Annotated in this window: 14 protein-coding genes, 3 tRNA genes and 1 pseudogene; 8 read left to right on the top strand and 10 right to left on the bottom strand. The window is 73.2% G+C overall.

Features of this window, described 5'->3' with window-relative positions:
- Positions 1-111: 111 nt before the first annotated feature.
- Positions 112-1,450 (top strand): annotated as a pseudogene (locus IE286_RS10510) (RNA polymerase sigma factor).
- A gap of 66 nt (positions 1,451-1,516) precedes the next feature.
- On the opposite strand, the gene IE286_RS10505 reads toward IE286_RS10510, so the two are convergent.
- From IE286_RS10505 to IE286_RS10490, 4 genes are all read right to left on the bottom strand, one after another.
- Positions 1,517-3,439, bottom strand: a complete 1,923-nt coding sequence (locus tag IE286_RS10505) for an ABC transporter ATP-binding protein (protein WP_189796368.1) — start codon at positions 3,437-3,439, stop codon at positions 1,517-1,519.
- On the bottom strand, positions 3,439-5,172 hold the full coding sequence (locus IE286_RS10500; protein ID WP_189796367.1) for an ABC transporter ATP-binding protein: 1,734 nt from the start codon (positions 5,170-5,172) through the stop codon (positions 3,439-3,441). Before IE286_RS10500 ends, IE286_RS10505 begins: the two co-directional genes overlap by 1 nt.
- Positions 5,173-5,353: 181 nt before the next feature.
- On the bottom strand, positions 5,354-6,808 hold the full coding sequence (locus IE286_RS10495) for an FGGY family carbohydrate kinase (protein ID WP_189796366.1): 1,455 nt from the start codon (positions 6,806-6,808) through the stop codon (positions 5,354-5,356).
- A 74-nt stretch (positions 6,809-6,882) separates the two neighbouring features.
- A complete protein-coding gene (locus IE286_RS10490; RefSeq protein ID WP_189796365.1) occupies positions 6,883-7,182 on the bottom strand; it encodes a YtxH domain-containing protein in 300 nt (99 codons plus the stop codon).
- 146 nt (positions 7,183-7,328) lie between these two features.
- Between IE286_RS10490 and IE286_RS10485 the strand changes: the two genes are divergently transcribed.
- From IE286_RS10485 to cutA, 5 genes are all read left to right on the top strand, one after another.
- Positions 7,329-7,401, top strand: a tRNA-Asn gene (locus tag IE286_RS10485).
- Positions 7,402-7,407: 6 nt separating this feature from the next.
- A tRNA-Asn gene (locus IE286_RS10480) sits at positions 7,408-7,480 on the top strand.
- Between the two features lie 246 nt (positions 7,481-7,726).
- A tRNA-Ile gene (locus tag IE286_RS10475) sits at positions 7,727-7,803 on the top strand.
- A 72-nt stretch (positions 7,804-7,875) separates the two neighbouring features.
- Positions 7,876-8,202, top strand: coding sequence for a hypothetical protein (locus tag IE286_RS10470; protein ID WP_189796364.1), 327 nt, complete (start codon positions 7,876-7,878; stop codon positions 8,200-8,202).
- Positions 8,203-8,264: 62 nt separating this feature from the next.
- Complete coding sequence (gene cutA / locus IE286_RS10465) at positions 8,265-8,600, top strand: divalent-cation tolerance protein CutA (protein WP_189796363.1); 336 nt, start codon at positions 8,265-8,267, stop codon at positions 8,598-8,600.
- Here cutA and IE286_RS10460 read toward each other — a convergent pair.
- Positions 8,590-9,897, bottom strand: coding sequence for a helix-turn-helix domain-containing protein (locus IE286_RS10460; RefSeq protein ID WP_189796362.1), 1,308 nt, complete (start codon positions 9,895-9,897; stop codon positions 8,590-8,592). The genes cutA and IE286_RS10460 overlap by 11 nt on opposite strands.
- A 442-nt stretch (positions 9,898-10,339) precedes the next feature.
- Between IE286_RS10460 and IE286_RS10455 the strand changes: the two genes are divergently transcribed.
- A complete protein-coding gene (locus tag IE286_RS10455; protein WP_189796361.1) occupies positions 10,340-10,825 on the top strand; it encodes a hypothetical protein in 486 nt (161 codons plus the stop codon).
- Positions 10,826-11,177: 352 nt separating this feature from the next.
- On the opposite strand, the gene IE286_RS10450 is transcribed toward IE286_RS10455, so the two are convergent.
- Both IE286_RS10450 and IE286_RS10445 read right to left on the bottom strand, forming a co-directional pair.
- Positions 11,178-11,354, bottom strand: a complete 177-nt coding sequence (locus tag IE286_RS10450; RefSeq protein WP_189796360.1) for a hypothetical protein — start codon at positions 11,352-11,354, stop codon at positions 11,178-11,180.
- A 184-nt stretch (positions 11,355-11,538) separates the two neighbouring features.
- Complete coding sequence (locus IE286_RS10445) at positions 11,539-12,471, bottom strand: NADP-dependent oxidoreductase (RefSeq protein ID WP_189796458.1); 933 nt, start codon at positions 12,469-12,471, stop codon at positions 11,539-11,541.
- 122 nt (positions 12,472-12,593) lie between these two features.
- Between IE286_RS10445 and IE286_RS10440 the strand changes: the two genes are divergently transcribed.
- Positions 12,594-13,169: a TetR/AcrR family transcriptional regulator gene (locus tag IE286_RS10440; protein ID WP_229862261.1), complete on the top strand. Its 576-nt coding sequence runs from the start codon at positions 12,594-12,596 to the stop codon at positions 13,167-13,169.
- A 3-nt stretch (positions 13,170-13,172) separates the two neighbouring features.
- On the opposite strand, the gene IE286_RS10435 is transcribed toward IE286_RS10440, so the two are convergent.
- The 3 genes from IE286_RS10435 to IE286_RS10425 all read right to left on the bottom strand — a co-directional run bounded on the left by IE286_RS10435 (position 13,173) and on the right by IE286_RS10425 (position 19,249).
- Positions 13,173-14,213: a rod shape-determining protein gene (locus IE286_RS10435; protein WP_189796359.1), complete on the bottom strand. Its 1,041-nt coding sequence runs from the start codon at positions 14,211-14,213 to the stop codon at positions 13,173-13,175.
- Between the two features lie 199 nt (positions 14,214-14,412).
- The gene (locus IE286_RS10430; protein ID WP_189796358.1) at positions 14,413-18,243 is read right to left on the bottom strand and encodes an SAV_2336 N-terminal domain-related protein; all 3,831 of its coding nucleotides are present in this window, start codon (positions 18,241-18,243) and stop codon (positions 14,413-14,415) included.
- Positions 18,221-19,249 carry an AAA family ATPase gene (locus IE286_RS10425; RefSeq protein ID WP_189796357.1) on the bottom strand — a complete coding sequence of 343 codons (1,029 nt, stop codon included), beginning with the start codon at positions 19,247-19,249 and terminating at the stop codon, positions 18,221-18,223. Before IE286_RS10425 ends, IE286_RS10430 begins: the two co-directional genes overlap by 23 nt.
- Positions 19,250-19,266 lie beyond the last annotated feature (17 nt).

Here is a 19,266-nt window from a genome sequence, read left to right as displayed (position 1 = left end):
CGGCCGGGGCCGTTCCGCGCCGCCCTCGCGACCGCCCGGTGACCGGCCGGGCGCAAAAAGTCACCGCAGGCCCCTCGTGGCGGAGTTGTGTCGTACCCCACACTGGGTCCGGTGCCCGAGTCCCCGGACCCCGGCCGGTCCTTGTCTCCCCGCTCGTCCCGCACCACCGCGGCCCGCCCGTCGTGCACGGGCCGGACCGCGGCGAGGCCGCCGGATGCGTCCCCGAGTACCGCTGCCGCACTGGTCGACAGCGACGATCCTGGAGGTCGCCCGCGTGCAGACCCAGACCCTCACCCAGACCGACGCCGCCCCCCGCCTCGTCGTCGCGGCCGTACCGCCGCAGGACCAGGCCGTACGCCACCCGGAGACCGGGGTCCGGGCGCGGCCGGAGACGGCGCCGCCGCCCGGGCCGCGAGACGGGGCCGCGGGGGACGCGGACGCGGCAGAGCCCGGGCCGCCGGAGGACGCCGGGCCGCCGGAGGACGCCGGGCCGGCGGAGGACGCCGAGCCGTCCGTCACGGTCCGGGCCGAGACCGGCGGCTCCTCCGCGGACCTGTTCCGGCAGTACCTGCGGGAGATCGGCCGGATACCGCTGCTGACCGCCGCCGAGGAAGTGGAACTGGCCCGGCGGGTGGAGGCCGGGCTGTTCGCCGAGGAGAAGCTGAACACCACGCCCGGCCTGGACAGCCGGCTCGCCGCGGACCTGCACCGGCTCGTCGTCATGGGCCGCGTGGCCAAACGGCGGCTCATCGAGGCCAACCTGCGGCTGGTGGTGTCCGTCGCCAAACGGTACGTCGGCCGCGGGCTGACCATGCTCGACCTGGTGCAGGAGGGCAACCTGGGGCTGATCCGGGCGGTGGAGAAGTTCGACTACGCCCGCGGCTACAAGTTCTCCACCTACGCCACCTGGTGGATCCGGCAGGCCATGTCCCGGGCGCTGGCCGACCAGGCCCGCACCATCCGGGTGCCCGTGCACGTCGTGGAGCTGATCAACCGGGTGGTGCGGGTGCAGCGGCGCATGCTGCAGGAACGCGGGTCCGAGCCGACCGTGGAGGAGGTCGCCGCCCGCCTGGAGCTGCCGCCCGAGCGGGTCGACGAGGTGCTGCGGCTCGCCCAGGAACCGGTGTCCCTGCACGCCCCGGTCGGCGAGGAGGAGGACATCGCCCTCGGCGACCTCATCGAGGACGGCGACGCGGCCTCCCCGGTGGAGTCGGCGGCGTTCCTGCTGCTGCGCGAGCATCTGCAGGCCGTGCTGTCCACGCTGGGGGAGCGGGAACGCAAGGTCGTCCAGCTGCGTTACGGGCTCCTGGACGGCCGGCCGCACACCCTGGAGGAGATCGGACGGCTGTTCGGAGTGACCCGGGAACGCATCCGGCAGATCGAGTCCAAGACCCTCACCAAGCTGCGCGACCACACCTTCGCCGACCAGTTGCGCGGCTACCTGGACTGAGCGGACCGGTGAAGAGGGGGCCGCCCGGGCAGGCGGCCCCCTCTCACAGCCCGGTCGGCCCGGGCCTCAGTCGACCTCCGCAACCGCCTGCGCGAACTGCGCCTTGTACAGCCGTGCGTAGGCCCCGTCGGCCGCCAGCAGCTCGTCGTGCGAGCCCTGCTCGACGATCGAGCCGTTCTCCATGACCAGGATGGTGTCCGCGTCCCGGATCGTGGAGAGACGGTGGGCGATGACGAAGGACGTCCTGCCGTGCTGCAGTTTGGCCATGGCCTTCTGGATCAGCACCTCGGTGCGGGTGTCCACCGAGCTGGTCGCCTCGTCCAGGACCAGGATCGCCGGGTCCGACAGGAACGCCCGCGCGATGGTGATGAGCTGCTTCTCACCGGCGCTGACCCCGGAGCCCTCGTCGTCGATGACGGTGTCGTAGCCGTCGGGCAGGGTGCGGATGAACCGGTCGGCGTGCGCGGCCCGCGCCGCCTCCTCGATCTCGCCGCGGGTCACCTCGCGGGAGGCGCCGTAGGCGATGTTCTCCGCGATGGTGCCGCCGAACAGCCAGGTGTCCTGCAGCACCATGCCGATGCCGGAGCGCAGCTCGTCCCGGGACATGCGGGCGATGTCCACCCCGTCCAGGGTGATGCGTCCGCCGGTGACCTCGTAGAACCGCATCAGCAGATTGACCAGGGTGGTCTTGCCCGCGCCGGTCGGGCCGACGATGGCGACCGTGTGCCCCGGCTCCACCGTCAGCGACAGGTCCTCGATCAGCGGCTTGTCCGGGTCGTAGCGGAAGGAGACATGCTCCAGCTCGACCCGGCCGCGCAGCCGCTCCGGCCGCAGGCCCGGCACCGGGTCCGGGGTCTGCTCCTCGGCGTCGAGAAGTTCGAAGACACGCTCGGCGGAGGCCACACCGGACTGCACCAGGTTCGCCATCGAGGCGATCTGGGTCAGCGGCATGGAGAACTGCCGCGAGTACTGGATGAAGGCCTGCACATCGCCGATGGACAGCGCACCCGAGGCCACCCGCAGGCCGCCGACCACGGCCACCAGCACGTAGTTCAGGTTCGACACGAACATCATCAGCGGCTGCATGATGCCGCTGTTGAACTGCGCCTTGAACGAGGCCTCGTACAGCGCCTCGTTGTGCTCGGCGAACTGCTGGGCCGACTCCTGCTGCCGGCCGAACACCTTCACCAGGGTGTGCCCGGTGTACATCTCCTCGATGTGCGCGTTCAGCTTTCCGGTGCTGCGCCACTGCTGCACGAACTGCGGCTGGCTGCGCTTGCCCACCGTGGCCGCCACGACGAACGACAGCGGCACCGTCACCAGCGCGACCAGCGCCAGGATCCAGGAGACGTAGAACATCATGACGAGCACGCCGATGACGGTCAGCAGCGAGTTGATGAGCTGACCCATCGTCTGGTTCAGCGTCTGCCCGATGTTGTCGATGTCGTTGGTGGCCCGGGAGAGCACCTCGCCGCGCTGACGCCGGTCGAAGTACGACAGCGGCAGCCGCGACAGCTTCGCCTGCACGTCCTCGCGCAGCCGGTACACGGTCCGGTTCACCGTGCGGTTCACCAGCCGTGTCGCCACCGCCATCAGCAGGCCCGCCGCCAGGAACGTGCACAGCGCCAGCAGCAGGACCGTGCCGACCGCGCCGAAGTCGATGCCCTTGCCGGGAGTGAAGTCGGTGCTGCGCAGCATGTCGGCGATGGCACCCTGGCCGTGCTGCCGCATGCTCTCGAGCACCTGTTCCTTGGTGGCCCCGGCGGGCATCTGCCGTCCGATGATCCCGGCGAACACCAGGTCGGTGGCCTTGCCGAGGATCTTCGGCCCGATCACGCTGAGCACGACGCTCACCACCACGCACAGCACCAGCGTGACGATCGTCACCCGCTCGGGCCGGAACCGGGCGACGAGCCGGCGGCTCGACTTCCTGAAGTCGAGCGAGCGGTTCTCGGGGTTGGCCGTCATCCGGCCCATGGGCCCGGCCATCAGGCAGCCTCCGCTTCCGTCAGCTGGGAGAGCACGATCTCCCGGTAGGTGTCGTTGTCCGCCATCAGCTCGTGGTGGCGGCCGCTGCCCACCACCCGGCCCTCGTCCAGGACGATGATCCGGTCCGCGTCCCGGATGGTCGCCACCCGCTGGGCGACGATGACGACGGTCGCCTCGGCGGTCTCCCGGGCCAGGGCGGCCCTGAGCGCCGCGTCGGTGGCGTAGTCCAGGGCGGAGAAGGAGTCGTCGAACAGGTAGATCTCCGGGCGCTGCACCAGCGTGCGGGCGATGGCCAGACGCTGGCGCTGACCGCCGGAGACATTGGTGCCGCCCTGCGCGACGGGCGCCTCCAGGCCGCCCTCCAGCTTGCTGACGAAGTCCTTGGCCTGCGCCACCTCCAGCGCGTGCCACAGCTCCTCGTCGGTGGCGTCCGGGTTGCCGTAGCGCAGGTTGGACGCGATGGTGCCGGCGAACAGATACGGCTTCTGCGGGACGATGCCCACCGTCTTCGCCAGCAGCGCCGGGTCGATGTCGCGGACGTCCACGCCGCCCACCAGCACCTCGCCCTCGGTGGCGTCGAACAGCCGGGGCACCAGCCCCAGCAGCGTGGACTTGCCGCTGCCGGTGGACCCGATCACGGCGGTCACCTCACCCGGACGGGCCACCAGGTCCACCGCCTTGAGCACCGGCTCCTCCGCACCCGGGTAGCGGAAACCGGCCTGACGCAGCTCCAGATGCCCGTGGCTGCGCAGCCGGGCCACCGGCGCGAGCGGCGGCACCACGCTGGACTCGGTCCGCAGCACCTCCTGGATGCGCTCGGCGCACACCTCCGCGCGCGGCACCATCATGAACATGAAGGTGGCCATCATGACCGACATCACGATCTGCATCAGATAGGCCAGGAACGCGGTCAGGTCGCCGATCTGCATGCCGCCGCTGTCGATGCGGTGCGCGCCGAACCACACCACCGCGATGGACGACAGGTTCACCACCGTCATCACCATCGGGAACATCAGCGCCAGCAGCCGACCGGTGGCCAGCGCCATGTCCGTCAGGTCGCTGTTCGCCTCGCGGAAGCGCTCCTTCTCGTACTCGTCGCGGACGAAGGCGCGGATGACGCGGTTGCCGGTGATCTGCTCGCGCAGCACCCGGTTCACCGTGTCCAGGCGCCGCTGCATGGACCGGAACAGCGGGCGCAGGCGGCGCACGATCAGCGTCACGCAGATCCCCAGCACCGGTACCACACCGACCAGGACACCCGACAGAGGGACGTCCAGTCCGAGGGCCAGGACGATGCCGCCCACGCACATGATGGGCGCCGACACCATCAGGGTGAACGTCATCAGGGCCAGCATCTGGACCTGCTGGACGTCGTTCGTCGTACGGGTGATGAGCGAGGGCGCGCCGAAGTGGCCGACCTCACGCGCGGAGAAGGACTGCACCCGGTCGAAGACCGAGGCACGGATGTCCCGGCCGAGTGCGGAGGCGGTGCGGGCGCCGTAGTAGACGGCACCGATGTTGCACACGATCTGCGCCAGCGAGACGCCGATCATCACGGCACCGAAGGTGAGGATGTAGCCGGTGTCTCCCTTCACGACACCGTTGTCGATGATGTGCGCGTTGAGGGTGGGCAGATAGAGAGTGGCGCAGGTCTGCAGGAACTGCAGCAGCACCAGGACGGTGAGGTGTCTTCTGTAGGGCCTGAGGAAGGTCCGCAGGAGTCGTATGAGCACGGAAATCTCTCGGAGTCGGCGGTTCAGGGGATCGGTCGGTATCCCCTGGCCCCTATCGTCGGACACGCGGCCCGTGTTACCTCAACTGATTAACCCGCACGAGGAGCCGCCTCCGGCGCACCGTCGGCCGGGCAATCCCCCCGTACGAGTGCAATCGGGACTTACCGGACCTTACGGGACGTCACGGCTGGAACGCCCCGGGGTGCGTCTGCTCGCGCACCGCCGCGTACTGCTGGCGCACCGCCTGGCCCACCGCCAGTTCCTCGCCCGCCTCCAGGATCTGGGCCACCGCGCCCTGCCAGGTCGGCGGGGTGTGCGGGTCCAGGGTGCCCTGACAGACGCCGAGCGCCCACGCCGCCTGCCGGGCGGCCCCGATCGCGGCGTAGTCGGCCGGCTGCGGCACCACGACCTGCGCACCGAACAGCGACGGCGCCACCGCCTGCACGGCGGGCAGTTCCGCGGCCGCCCCGATGAGGAACACCCGCCGCGCCTGAACGCCCCGTCCGCGCAACACGTCCAGGGCGTCCGCGAGCCCGCACAGCATGCCCTCGACGGCCGCCCGCGCCAGATGCTCCGGCTTCATCGACTCCCGCCGCAGACCGGCCAGCGTCCCGGCGGTGTGCGGCAGGTTCGGGGTCCGCTCGCCCTCCAGATACGGCAGCAGCACCAGCCCGTGCGCCCCCGGAGTCGACTTCAGTGCCAGCTCGGACAGGCTCTCCAGGTCCGGCAGGCCCAGCAGCTCGGCGGTGCCGCGCAGCGCCCGCACGGCGTTCAGCGTGGTGACGACCGGCAGGTGCATACCGGTGGCGTCGGCCAGCGAGGTGATCATCCCGGACTGGTCCACGAGTGCCTCGGGGTGCACGGCCATCACCGAGCCGGAGGCGCCCAGCGACACCACCACGTCCCCGGGTCCCAGCCCGAGTCCGAACGCCGCCGCCATGGGCTCTCCGGTGCCCGCCGAGATCAGCAGGCCCTCGGGCGTCGTGCCGGCCGCCTCGGCCGGGCCGATCACCTCGGGCAGCGTCACCCGGTGGCCGAGCGCCAGCTCCACCAGGTCCGGCCGCCAGGTGCCGGTGGCCGCCGACCAGTAGCCGGTGCCGGAGGCGCCGCCCCGGTCGGTGGTGCGCCGCACCGGCCGGCCCAGCAACTGCCACACCAGCCAGTCGTGCGCCTGCAGCACCGAGGCGACACGCCCGGCGTTCTCCGGTTCGTTCTGCGCCAGCCAGCGCAACTTGGTGACCGGATGGGCGGCTTGGGGCACACACCCCACGGCCTGCGCCCAGGCCTCCCGCCCGCCGAGCGCGTCGGTCAGGTCGGCCGCGGCCGCCTGCGCCCGGCGGTCGCCGCCCACCAGCGCGGGCCGCACCGTGCCGCCCTGGGCGTCCATCGGGATCAGCGCGTTCTGCTGCGCCGACACGCCGATGGCCTGAACACCCTCCAGAAGCCCGCCGTCCGCGGCCTGCCCCAGGGACAGCAGCCACGCCTGCGGGTCGACGTCGGCGGGGCGGGTTCTGCCGTCGGGAGCCTCCACCGGATGCGGGGCGTAACCCTGCCGGAGCACGGCCCCGGTGTCCGTGTCGCAGACCACGATGCGCGTGAAGTCAGGTGAGCTGTCCAACCCGGCGACTATCCCCATGGCGGAAATTGTGCCGTACCAGGGTGCGTGGCCGTGCGGACGCATGCCCTCGGCAGGGTCCGGTGCGGGCGCGTTCAGACGTTCCCGGTGCCCCAGTCGCCGCCCGCGCCGGCACCGCGCCCGCTCAGGGAGCGCATGCGCCGGGCCACCGGCTCCGGCATCCGGTCCCCGACCTTCTCGCTCACCGTGTGACACGCCCGGCCCGCGAACCGGCGTCCCTGCTGCGCCGCCGTCTCCGCGGTGTTGCGCACCGCCGGGTTCTCCGCGACCCGGCGCGCGGCCGTCACCAGCTGGTCGTAACGCTCTCGTCCCGCCTTCGTCCCCAGTACGTACCCCACAGCCAGCCCTGCGATGAACACGAGCCGGTAGCGCATGGTGGCCACCCTTCCTTGCCTCGACGTCGACAGCCGGGGAGGACCGATTGGCGGAGCACCCCCCTGCTTGCGCTAATGTATGTGTCGCAGCGAGCGCACGCCCACCGAGCACCACCCGGGCAGGCGCGTTCGAGGCACCGAGGCATTCCTCCGTAGCTCAATTGGCAGAGCAGCCGGCTGTTAACCGGCAGGTTACTGGTTCGAGTCCAGTCGGGGGAGCTTCGATCCTCCGTAGCTCAATTGGCAGAGCAGCCGGCTGTTAACCGGCAGGTTACTGGTTCGAGTCCAGTCGGGGGAGCATGCTGAACGAGGACCCTTCGGGGTCCTTTTTCATGTCCGGCCCGTGTTCTTCCTGCCCAGCGCGGGTGTCGCGGCACGTCGCATCCGATCCGGCGGCACGGGAACCGCCGACCGCCGTGGCGCAGTCTTGAAGGTCATGACGGGTCGCGGCAGGCCGCTGAAGCCGACCATGGCGAAGCAGGAGATCTTATGAGCGGCTATGCTGCGGCAGACGGCGCGTACAAGTGTGCGCGACACGCCGTACGGGGCGGTAGCTCAGCCGGTTAGAGCAGCGGACTCATAATCCGTCGGCCGTGGGTTCGAGTCCCACCCGCCCCACCATCACGGTTCACCACAGGCAGCGTCTCACCTGCGGCGGAGCCGGAAAGGTTGACACGCCGAGCCGTCCCCCGCGTGAACCAAGATCGTTCGCTCGCTCGATGCCCGCCCGAAGCGCAGATGACGCCCTCAGCGGTGCTGTGCCTGGTCGAGAGGCTGATCGGCCGCGGGGAAGTCCATCCGGAGGGGTATCGCGGCTTCACGATCACCCAGCGAGGTGGCAGTCCTGGCGCCGTTCCCTTCTGTTCGGAGGGCGGCGTTCCCTTGGCCGCCGAGAACAGAACCATGATGAGCGACGTGACCATCTCCCCGCCGCCGGTGACGGACCCCGACCCGTCGGTGATGGAGGCACCCGGCCTGGTCGGCCCGTGTGCCAGTTGTCAGCGGCCCACGCACAAGTGAGGCAGGGGCGGGTGCCCCGACGTCACGCTCACGGAACACCGCCCGGTCGCTAGGCTCCCGGCATGACTGTGACTGAGCACGTGCAGGTGTCGACCGCAACGCCAGAGCGTGAGCAGGCCGTGGAACTCGCCAAGGGCGCTGTCCAGGGACGTCTGGCGGCTGGCTCTCAGATCATCGGCCCCGTGACGTCGGTGTTCTGGCACCTCGGAGAGTTCGGGCAGGGCGAGGAGTGGCGGCTGCTGCTCACGACCACCAGGGAGCGCTACCCGAAGCTGGAGAAGTACATCCTGGAGAACCATCCGTGGGACAACCCGGAGGTCATCGCCGTGCCGATCGGCGGCGCGCCGCGCTGCCTGCGGTGGATCTCCGACAACGTGGCCCCGGCGGCTACGGATTGATCTTTGCCAGGACGTCCTGCACTGCGCTCAGCTCCGCGTGCTGACGGAGCTGGCGCAGCAGGGGAGCGAGCCGCTGCCGGGGCCGCACGGACGCGACCCCGGCAGCCAGGTCCAGAGCACGGCCTGTCACCGCGGCCGCCGCCTCGACCTCCCCCGCAGTGAGGTAGGAGTCGGCCAGCCAGGACAGATAGAGGGCTTTGTCCCGTGCGTGATGGTCGGCGTACTGGTCCAGCGCCCGGGTGAGGACAGGAACCGCGCGCAGGGGGCGACGGAGTTCCGTCCAGCAGCGCCCGGTCATGATGTCGAGTTCGGTCTGGTCCACCCACGATGCCCAGTCCGGTTGCGGCTCGTCAGCCGGCTGCGTGTCGAGAGCGGTGCGCGCGGTGTCGAGAGCGCGCTCGGTGGCGGCGGGCTGGCCTGCGACGGCGCACGCCCATGCGAGTCGTTCGTGGAGCAGGGCCCGGACGCCGGCCGGCGTTCCCGGGGTGATGGTGGCGCAGCTGCTCGCGGCGATCTCCACGGCGGCGTCCCGGTCGGCGGTCTGGTAGGCAAGGAATGCGTAGGCGTTGCCCAGGAGGTCACTGTCACCGGCCTCCTCGGCCGCGGTTCTGCTCTCCGTGTACAGGCTCTCTGCCTCGGTCTGGCGTCCGCCGTCGAATGCTGCCCATCCGGCCTGTTGGGCCTGCTCGGCGAGCAGCGCGACCAGGTGCTGGCGCGCGTCAGGGGTGAAGGCGCTGTCTCGCAGCATGGCCTTGGTGGCCTGGTACTCGCCCAGGTAGACGCGGTAGGTGTCACCGCCGCCGAGGATGTCATCCAGGCGCCGTAGGCGGGCGGTGCGCTCCTTGAGGCGGCGGACGTCCTGGATGGTCACGCGCTTGGGCGCTGGCGGTCTGTGGAGGGCGGGAAGTGCGGCGGCTAGGCCCGCTGTGGACGCGACCTGGAGAATCGAGCGGCGGCGCACGCTGGTGGGTCCGTTCTCTGCGGCGTACTGGTCGGTAGGAACGTCGCCTGCCTCCCAGGGGCGGGGCGCCAACCCCACCATGTGCCCAGGGATACGGAGCGCGTCAGCGATCTCCGCGATCTTGCTGAAGGTCGTGATCCGACCCCGGCCGCGGGCGAGCGTGCCGACCCGTTCCGGCTTGATGTCGCAGGCCGCGGCGATCCGGGAGTAACTGATCCCCGCATGCCGGCGTGCGAGTCGGAACACGGTGCCGAAGTCGTGCCCGGCAAGCGCTCGTTGCATCCCCTCCAGGCTGAGGAGGTGATGGGGCAGGGCGGTGGGTGGCTGGTAGGTCATGCGGCACTTCCTGCTCGCCCGAGTCTGGGGTGACTCACTGGGGGTCTACCCATCATGGGGATACCCGGCGCTGGGATGTAGGCGGTTCGACGCAACTCCACCCTGTACGTGAAGGAGCCCCGGGGGCCGTGTGCGTTTCGGCTGCCCGGGGCATGGACGACTATCGAGGAGTCGCCATGCCGGAGCGTACCCAACTCGCAACGGGAGTAAGGGCGGTATCGCAGTTCGCGCGTGCCACCCGCCACGGAGCCGGCGCGGCACCGGGGCCGATCCTGCCGTCGCCGATCAATCCGCCGCGCATCGCTGGATGGACCCCGCGGCCGTCGGCGCCCCAGTGCCGGGGCGTTCACGTGGAGGCGGGGGCCGCTCAGTGACCGGGCTCGTGCAGCCGCACCAGACATCGGGAGAGGACCGTCTGGCCCGGTGGAAGCGGGAGTCGGCGGTGGCTGAATGGCTCCTGGCCGCCGCAGAGGACCCGCGCAGCGCGCGCGCCCAGTGGGCGGCCCAGGACGTGGCGCTGCTGGTGTGCGGCCGGCAATTCACGGCGGTCCGGCTCCCTGGGGAATTGGTGCGTGCCGCGGCCGGCGGTGAGGACCAGGACGAGAACGACTTGAACGCGTTCCTGGGCCGGGCGCTGGAGGGCGGCCCCGTCACCCGGGACCGCAGCGCGGATCACTACTTCGCCCTGGTGCCGGTGACCACCGAGTGGCCTGAGAGCAACCCGGTCTTTCCGGCTGTGGAGCACCTGCACCGGGGGTGGTATCTGGGCGTGCCGGCGGTGGACCGTACGAAGCCGTACGGGCGGGCGTACTGGTCCGTTCCCATGCGAACCCCCGGCTGCTTGTGTGACCCGCTGCTGGTGCGGTCGCTGGTGCGGCGCGGTGAGGCCCATCACCAGGCGCTGGAGTCCCCGGGAGCTGGCCGATGACCTCCCTGAGCATGACAGCGGCGCCCGCGCTCCGGGCCCGCGGACCGCGCCCGTGGAGGAGCTGACGGCCGCCGTGGTCGGGCCTCCCGTTCGAGTGGCTGCCTACCGGGCGCCTGGCGGTTTCTCCGCCATGGGCGCCTGACTGCCCCGCCGTGACGCCGGTCTTCCGCCACCACGTCCAAGGCGGCTGCGTCGACGCCCGGTGGCGGGACGGGGCACGTCCCGGGGCGATCGTGGCGTCCTTACGGGCTCGCCGGCTTCTGCCTCGGTGCCACGTCGACCTGACGCTGCCGCGCGGGATGGGGGAGTCCGGGGAGTCCGGGAAAAGCGGCACGCGAGGACCGCCCGGCGTTCAGGGCCGGGCGGTGCCGTCGGTGTCCGTGCCGGCGGCGTCGTACGTCTCCGGGAGATCGTCGCGATCGCCCTCGGCCTGGGACGGGGTCGGATACGGGGTGTCGGGGTGCTCGGCGGCGCGGCGGACGTCGTCGTCGCGTTCGCCCTCGGCCTGGGACGGGGTGCGCTCTCTCATGGTCGTGGCTCCCGGCGGACGGGGACGGTCCTGCTGCGGTGCCGGGTACCCCGGGAAGCCATGTGACGCACGTCACCGGGCGTGCCAGGTGCGCGGGCGCGCCTCGGGCGTCGTGCGCCCCGCCTCGCGAGGCCGGTCGCCGCCGCGCGTGGCGTACGACGGCCGCGCGCCGGTCGGCGGTGCCTCAGGGCAGCAGGAGGAGCTTTCCGTGTGCCTGGTTGCTGCGGCTGATCGTGTAGGCGGTCTCCCATTCCTCGACAGGGAAGGTGCCCGCGACCGGGATGTCGAAGCGGCCCTCGGCCGCGAGCCGGGCGAACTCGGGAAGCGCGTCGGCCGCATGGCCGCTCCGGTCCTCGGTGAAGGAGGTGCGGACTCCCAGCTCCGCGGCCTCCGACACACCCGAGACGCCGCAGGTGAGCACGCGCTTCGGGTCGCCGCCGGCGATCCGGACGAGATCCGGCAGGGCGCCGCCGACCGGCGCCGTGTCGAGGATGAGGTCGACCGGGCCGCCGCTGAGGGCTTCGACCCGCTCGGCCATGCCGGCCCCGTAGCCGGTGACCTCGGCGCCGAACGCGCGCAGCCGCTCGGCATAGGTCTCCCCGGCGGTGGCGATCACCCGCATGCCGCGCAGGAGGGCGATCTGCACGGCGGCGTAGCCGATCGTGGTGCCCGCGCCGTGGATCAGGATCGTCCTGCCCGGCTCCATGCCGAGCAGCGACAGATGCAGGTGGGCGGTGTCGACCGCCATCGGCAGCGCGGCCGCCCGCACGAGGTCGAGGCCCTCGGGCACCGGAGTCCAGCGGTCCATGATCGCGTGCTGTGACGCGCCGGCGGTCGGGGTCCCGCGCCAGTCGGCGGTGCCGAGCACGACGTCGCCGACGCTGATATCGGTGACGCCGTCCCCGACGGCCTCGACCGTGCCGGACACGTCGATCCCGATGCCGCGGGGCAGCTCACCCTTGTGCAGGCCGCGGCACAGCGCCCAGTCGGCCGGGGCGAGGCCGCACGCGTGGACGGTCACGCGGATACGGCCGGGCCCCGGCCGGGGGACCGGCACGGTCTCCAGGCGCAGCACCTCGTCGGGTTCGCCGTAGGTGTGAAAGCGCAGCGCGCGCATGGTCATCGGTGCGGAGCCGGTCATCGGCGCCTCCTCGTCGGACAGGGTTCGCGGAGCGCGGATAAAATGGAGCGTGTTCCGATTACCCGAGCGACCGTACCACAAATGGAGCGTGATCCGTTTTGAGTCGTGCCGATGCGGCCGAGCTGCGGGCCGACGCCGCGCGCAACCGGGAGGCCCTGCTGCAGGCGGCCACCCGGACGTTCGCCGCGTCCGCCACGGAACCGTCCATGCGGGCCGTCGCGCGCGAGGCCGGCGTGGGGATCGCCACGCTCTACCGGCATTTCCCCACCCGGGAGGCGCTGGTCGCGGCCGTCTACCAGAACCAGGTGGAGCGGCTCACCCGGCAGGCCGGGGAGCTGCTGCGCCGGCTTGCGCCGAGCGAGGCGCTGCGCGCGTGGATGGACCTGTTCGGCGAGTGGATCATGACCAAGCACGGCATGGTCGACACCCTGCGCAGCATGATCAACTCCGGGGAGATCGCGCACACCGAGACACGCGACGAGCTGCTGGCCGCGGTCACCGGCATCCTCGACGCCGGGCGCGCCGCGGGCGACCTGCGCTCCGACGTCGCCGCCGACGACATCGCGGCCGCCCTGATCGGCATCTTCACCGTCACCGCGGGGCAGAGCGAGCGGACCGGGCGGCTCCTGGACCTCCTGGTGGACGGGCTGCGCCCGCGAAACCTGGAGGGATGAGGGTCAGGCGCCGAGCGGGTCCAGGACCAGCGGTTCCACCCGGCCTTCGAGCATCTCGCCCAGGCCCAGCACCGCGCACACGTCGGGGCGGTCCGCGATGTGCACCGGCATGCCGGTAGCCTCACGGAGCATCTGGTCCAGGCCCGGCAGCAGCGCGGAGCCGCCGACCATCATGATCCCGCGGTCGGCGAGGTCGGCCACCAGTTCCGGCGGGCACTCCCGCAGCACCTTGTAGATGCCGTCCAGCACGAAGGTCAGCGGGGTCTGGATGGCCTCGCGGACCGCCGCGGCGTCGATCACCACCGAGCGGGCCAGGCCGGTGGCCACGTCCCGGCCGTGGATCTCGGTCGCCGACGAGCCGTCGGCGGTCAGGCCGTTGCCGTGCAGGGCGATCTGCAGCGGGCGCACCGACTGGCTGGGCAGCATCAGCGCGTGCTCGTGCCGCAGATGCTGCACGATCGCCCGGTCGACCGCCTCGCCGCCGACCGGGATGCGTTCGGCGGTGACGATCGAGCCCAGCGACAGCACGGCCACCTGCGTCGCGGCCGCCCCGCACACCAGGATCATGCTGGCCTCGGCGCGTTCCACGGGCAGGCCGCAGCCGACGGCCGCGGCGATCAGCGTGTCGACCAGTTCCACCCGGCGGGCGCCGAGCCCGACCAGCGTCTCGATCGTGGCCCGCTGGGCCAGCGGGTCGGCGTCGTACGGGGTGCAGGCCGCCGCCCGCAGCCGGGGCGCCTTGCGGCGCAGCGCGCGGCGCATCCGGTCCCCGATCAGATGCCGCAGCATCCGCTGGGCCATCTCGACGTCGACGACCGTGCCGCCGGAGACCGGGCGGACGACACGGATGTAGTGCGGGGTGCGGCCCGTCATCCGTTCCGCCAGCTCGCCGACGGCGATCAGCGCACCGGTGCGGGTGTTCACCGCGGCGACCGAGGGCTGGTCGACGACGAGTCCCTCGCCCTTGACGTACACACGGGTCCGGGCCGCCCCCAGGTCGACGGCGATATGGCAGCGGCGCAGCTGCTCCAGGCTGGCGGTCATGGCACATCCTCCCGAGAGCGCGGACCGGGACGGCCGCAGGACGGCGGCCTCTTTGGCATCCTGCGGGGGCCGAGCGGGTGGCGCCCGTCGGGAGGGGCCGGCCGGGGTGCGGCCGAACGGGCGTATCTTCCGCCCCCCCGTCCGGCGTGTCGCAGCGACCGGAGGGCGACGGCCCGTCAGGACACCAGGACCGAGGACCTCAGGCGGGGGCCAGCAGCACCGAGTGGGTCACCGCCAGCCCCGGCACCGGCCACTCCCGCAGCGCGGCGTCCACCGCCTGCGCCGCCGCGCGCGCCCGGTAGGACGGGTGACGGCGGGTCACCGCGGCCGCCTCCTTGGCGACGTGCTCGAACAGGACCTCGGCGACGTCGCGCACCCGCCCGTGCACGAACGCCACGGGATCCTCGACGTGCCAGGACAGCTCCACCGCGGCGGTGAACCGGCCGCCGCCCGAGGCGGGCAGGGTCAGCACGTCACCGGCCCGGTGCACGGTCAGGTCCACCTCGTAGTACGTCGCGGGACGCGCCCGGCGTGCGGCGCGCGCCCCGGCGGGACCGAGGACGGCCGCCGAGCCGTCGGGCCGGGTGTGCACGATCGCCGTCCGGCCGGGCTCGCCGGTGCCGAGCGCGGTCAGGTCGGCGGTGGTGAACGGGCCGCGCACCAGGTCCCGGGCCGCCGCGGCCGAGGTGCGCGGCAGCCGGCAGTACCAGGCCAGCAGCTCCGCGCCCGGCGCGGCCCGCAGCGGCTGGAACCGTTGCGGGCCCAGCGCCGCCGAGCTGTGCAGATACTCGGCGTACAGCGGCGGGGAGACCACGACCACCAGGTCCGCGCCGGCCCGGTCCAGCACCTTGTGCACCTGCTCGGGCCCGGCACCGTCCGCCCGCGCGTCCCACGGCTCGTGCCAGAACGTCACCCGCAGCCGCGGCACGTCCGCCAGTTCCGCGACCGCCCCCGGCAGCCCGCGCACGGCGGCCACCAGGACCGGCAGCACATAGGCGCCGGGCTCGACCCGCACCACGCACCCGTCGGGGCGCGGCAGCACCCGGTACGCGTCGGGCGCCAGGTTGCCGCGGGACATCAGCGTGTCCACCACCCGGGCCAGACCGTCGTGGCGGCCGCCGAGGCCGTCGGCCGCGAAGGCCACCACCGGCCCGGCACCACGCGGCCCGGACACCGCCGTGCCGGGGGCGACGGAGCCGGTCAGGGCCCGTTCGATCCGGGTGCGCAGCGCCCGCAGCCGGGAGCGTTCCCGGGCGGCGAACGGGCCGGGGATGCCGTGGAGCGGATCGCCGCGGAAGAGGTCCAGGGCCTCGCGCAGCATCCGGCGCCGGGCGGCGTCGTCCCGGTCCGCGGCGCGCACGGCCAGCGTCTCGCAGCGCACGGCGTCGACGACGGCGTCGGGCAGATGCAGCGCGTAGCCGTCGGCGAGCGTCGCGACCGTGCCGGGGCCGAGCAGCCGGTGCAGCTCCTGGACCAGGCGCAGCACGCGCACGCCGGCCGCCCCCTGGGACAGCGGCTGCTCCCACAGGCCCTCGGCCAGCTCCCGCAGGGTGACACGCCGTCCGGCCCGGCGCAGCAGCAGGCACAGCAGACCCTGCGCCTCGGGCGACAGCCGGTCCGGCACCTCCCGCCCGGACAGGGTGATGCCCAGCGGGCCGAGCAGGCCGAACGCCCAGCGGGGGCGGTCCCGCAGCGCCGGGCCGCGCGCGTACCGGGCCGCCCCGTCCAGGTCGCCGGCGTCGATCAGGTCGACGAGCCGCTGGTGCTCCGGGGGGACGTCCGCCTCCGCGGCGATCCGGCGCAGCTGCCGGGCGAAGCGGGTCACGTCCCACTCGGCGTCCTTGCCCAGCGACTCCTCGCCCAGCGCGAACCGGCAGAGGACGGCGGTGCCGTCCGGGCGCAGCAGCAGCCCCGCCGGCTCCCGCTGGCCGCGCACCAGCTGCCGGGCGTGCAGCGCCCGCAGCCCGGCCACACCGCCGGCGACGACCCGCGCGAACACCGCGCAGGGCAGCCGCGCCTCGCTGGTGGCCAGCAGCTCGCTCAGGGTGACGCCGTCGGTGAACTCCGCGACCAGAAACGGCGTGGTGCCGTCCACGCCGAAGTCCAGCACCGGCGTCACGTGCGGGCTGCGCACCCCGGCCAGCCGCTGTGCCTCCCGCAGGAACCGTGCCGCGCCGTCCTCCTGCGGCGGATACAGGTGCACCACGACCTGCCGGCCGCCGTCCTGTTCGTCCACCGCCTCCCACAGATGCCGCCCCAGTCCCCGCTGCCGCACCAGCCGGTACCGGCCGCCGACCAGGTCGCGCGGCGCGCGCCCGCCGAGCCGTCGCACACTGTCCGGGTCCACCTCGGCGATCGGGTCGCCGAGAGCCCCGGCGTCACCGGTGTCGTCCGGGGCGACGACACGGAAGTCGCCCGCCGCGACCCCGGCCCGGTTGTCGATCACCTGCCCGGCCCGGGCGAGCAGTCCGGCGGTGCGGGAGCGGGCCGTGTGCGGAAGGGTGCCCAGCAGCACCTCGCGTACGCCGGGCCGGAAGGCGTACGAGCCGGGCGGCCCGGGGACGGTGGTCAGCATCCCGCTGAGGATGACCTCGGCCAGATGCTGGGGGCGCGGGTCGGGTTCGACGGCCGCCTGCACCAGCCGCATCACCGGCAGCTGCGGTTCGCCGACGGCCAGATGACCGGCCAGGCGGAACGCCTCCGGGGAGGCGATCGAACGGAACCGCAGGACCAGCTCCTCCGCATCGAGGCGGTCCACGTCGCCGCGGCCCTCCTCGTCCACGTCGGCGGGCGGCGGCTCGGGGGCGAGCAGGCCCACCGAGCCGGTCAGCACGGTCCGCGCCGGGGACGTCACCAGCCGCGTCCAGGTCTCGAACCAGGGCGCCGAGGCCTCCATCAGCGGCAGCGGCAGGGTGCCCGGCGGCAGGTCGTGCGCGCAGTGACAGTCCACCGTGTACGCGGAGTTGGGCACGGCGCGGCCCGGCGCGGACAGCCGTGCGGTGTCGGCCGGCAGCGCGGTGGTGCGCCACAGGCGTTCCGGCAGCGGCTGTATCACGGCGACCGGCATGGTCCGGGCCCAGCGGCGCAGCGTGCGGTACCAGCGGGCGCCGGCCGCTCCGGCCCGCCACTGCGGTCCCATGCAGTCGCTGATCAGCAGGACGACGCTGCGGCCGTCGCCGTGGGGCGCGGCCGGGCCGCCCGGCCCCATGGTGCCGTCGGCGGCCAGCCGGTGCACCTCCACGGTGCGGAACACCCCGGACTGGGCGAGCGCCGCCCGCAGCTCACGGACCAGCGGCCGCCACACCGGCATGGTCGGGCCGGTGTCGTGCACCAGGTGCAGGGTGAGCCAGCGTTCGGTGGCGGGCCGCAGCACGGGCAGCCACCAGCGCGGGTCGGCGCCGAGCCGGGCGATGCGGTGGGCGGTGGCCTCCTCGTCGAGTTCGTGACCGGTCGGTGCGGGAACGCGGCGCTTGAGCGGACGCAGGGCACGCTGCACGGCCAGCGGCCCAGACAGCATCGGCGGCGTCGGGGCGAGCAGCACGCGGTGCGTGCCGTGCCCGCCGGTGCGCGGGCCGGGCAGGCTCAGCGGGACCCGGGGGGCCTGGGGCCGGGGCGGCGGCGGGGCGGACGGCACCGGCGGTGTGCCGCCGGACGGGGCGGGCCGGCCGCCGGGGTGCCGCCGGGCGGGTGCGGAGGCGGTGGTGCCGCCGCCGGCCGCCGTGTCCGGGCCGCCGGGGCCCGCGGCCCGGCTCGCCAGCCACAGCACCTCGGCCAGCTCCAGCGACGTGGGCCACCGGCCTCCCGCGGCGCCCGCCAGCACCTCGGCCAGCCGCGCCACACCCGAGCGGCCCGCCGGTCCCTCGCCCGCCGGGCCACCGTCCCCGGGCCGTGCGGTGCCGCCGTCCCCGGGCCGTGCGGTGCCGTCGGGGCCGGGGCCGAGGAAGCCGTCGTCCCGGGCACCGTCCGGCCGGGCACCGCCGGGCCCGCCCTCGGGGAATCGGCCGTGCTCAGAATGCGACCGGTTCGTCATCCGCCCACCCCCCTGCCCGGCTCAGATACGGCATGACCCGCTCGGCCAGCTCGTCCCGCGAGGCGCCCTCCAGACCCGCCGCACCGGTCAGATAGATGGCATTCAGCAGCTGGTCGGTGGCCAGTTCGCCCTCCGCGCCGCGGTGGAGGAACCGGTCGATGAGCGTGCGGGCGTAGTCGTCGATCTCGCCCAGGTGCGCCCGGACGATCTCCTCCAGGTGCGCGTCGCGCGGCTGGCGCAGCTCCAGCCGGACACAGCGGCGCAGGAACGCCGGCGGGAACTCCCGCTCGCCGTTGCTGGTGAGCACCACGAAGGGGAACGCCCGGCAGCGCACCCGGCCCCGCGAGATCGGCACCCGGTCGTCCGTGCCGTCGACCATCACCTGCGCGGTCGGGGTGTGCCGGGCGGCGCGGACCAGTTCGGGAATCTCGTACTGGCCCTCCTCCAGGACGTTCAGCAGGTCGTTGGGCAGGTCCAGGTCGCTCTTGTCGATCTCGTCGACGAGCAGGGCGCGCGGCCGGGCGTAGGGCAGCAGCGCGGTGCCGAGCGGACCGAGCCGCAGATGGTCCTCCAGGTCGCCGTCCGGAGGCAGCTCCCGGGCGGTGGCCCGGCCGGCGGCGTACAGCCGGGAGAGCGGGTCGTACTGGTACAGGCCGTCGCGGAGCGTGGTGCGGCTGGTGATGTTCCAGCGCAGCACCGGTCCCAGTTTCAGCTCCCGGGCCACCGCGTACGCCAGGGACGACTTGCCGCTGCCGGGCGGGCCGGTCACCAGCAGCGGACGGCGCAGATACAGGGCCGCGTTGACCAGCTGGACCGTCTCCTCGCCGGGACGGTAGGCGCGGGCACGGTGGCTGCGGTCCGGGGAGGAGGCCGACCGGTCGTCGGTCTCCGCCGGGGTGGTCAGGACGGGGCCGCCGTCGAAGGCGCGCCAGGGCGGCGGGGCGGGCAGCCGGTCGATGCCGTCATGGGGCTCGCTCGTGCCGGTGTACACGGGCCACAGGGGCATGGGCGCGTTCTCCTCCA

The organism is Streptomyces thermodiastaticus, assembly GCF_014656135.1.
Classification (GTDB): Bacteria; Actinomycetota; Actinomycetes; order Streptomycetales; family Streptomycetaceae; genus Streptomyces; species Streptomyces thermodiastaticus.
This window is presented reverse-complemented; position numbering and strand designations above follow the sequence as displayed.

Excerpts from the sequence above, each read along its gene's own strand:
- IE286_RS10505 (WP_189796368.1), bottom strand. The coding sequence starts at position 3,439 with ATGGCCGGGCCCATGGGCCGGATGACGGCCAACCCCGAGAACCGCTCG.
- IE286_RS10495 (WP_189796366.1), bottom strand. The coding sequence starts at position 6,808 with ATGGGGATAGTCGCCGGGTTGGACAGCTCACCTGACTTCACGCGCATC.
- IE286_RS10490 (WP_189796365.1), bottom strand. The coding sequence starts at position 7,182 with ATGCGCTACCGGCTCGTGTTCATCGCAGGGCTGGCTGTGGGGTACGTA.
- cutA (WP_189796363.1), top strand. The coding sequence starts at position 8,265 with ATGACTGTGACTGAGCACGTGCAGGTGTCGACCGCAACGCCAGAGCGT.
- IE286_RS10460 (WP_189796362.1), bottom strand. The coding sequence starts at position 9,897 with ATGACCTACCAGCCACCCACCGCCCTGCCCCATCACCTCCTCAGCCTG.
- IE286_RS10450 (WP_189796360.1), bottom strand. The coding sequence starts at position 11,354 with ATGAGAGAGCGCACCCCGTCCCAGGCCGAGGGCGAACGCGACGACGAC.
- IE286_RS10445 (WP_189796458.1), bottom strand. The coding sequence starts at position 12,471 with ATGCGCGCGCTGCGCTTTCACACCTACGGCGAACCCGACGAGGTGCTG.
- IE286_RS10435 (WP_189796359.1), bottom strand. The coding sequence starts at position 14,213 with ATGACCGCCAGCCTGGAGCAGCTGCGCCGCTGCCATATCGCCGTCGAC.
- IE286_RS10430 (WP_189796358.1), bottom strand. The coding sequence starts at position 18,243 with ATGACGAACCGGTCGCATTCTGAGCACGGCCGATTCCCCGAGGGCGGG.
- IE286_RS10425 (WP_189796357.1), bottom strand. The coding sequence starts at position 19,249 with ATGCCCCTGTGGCCCGTGTACACCGGCACGAGCGAGCCCCATGACGGC.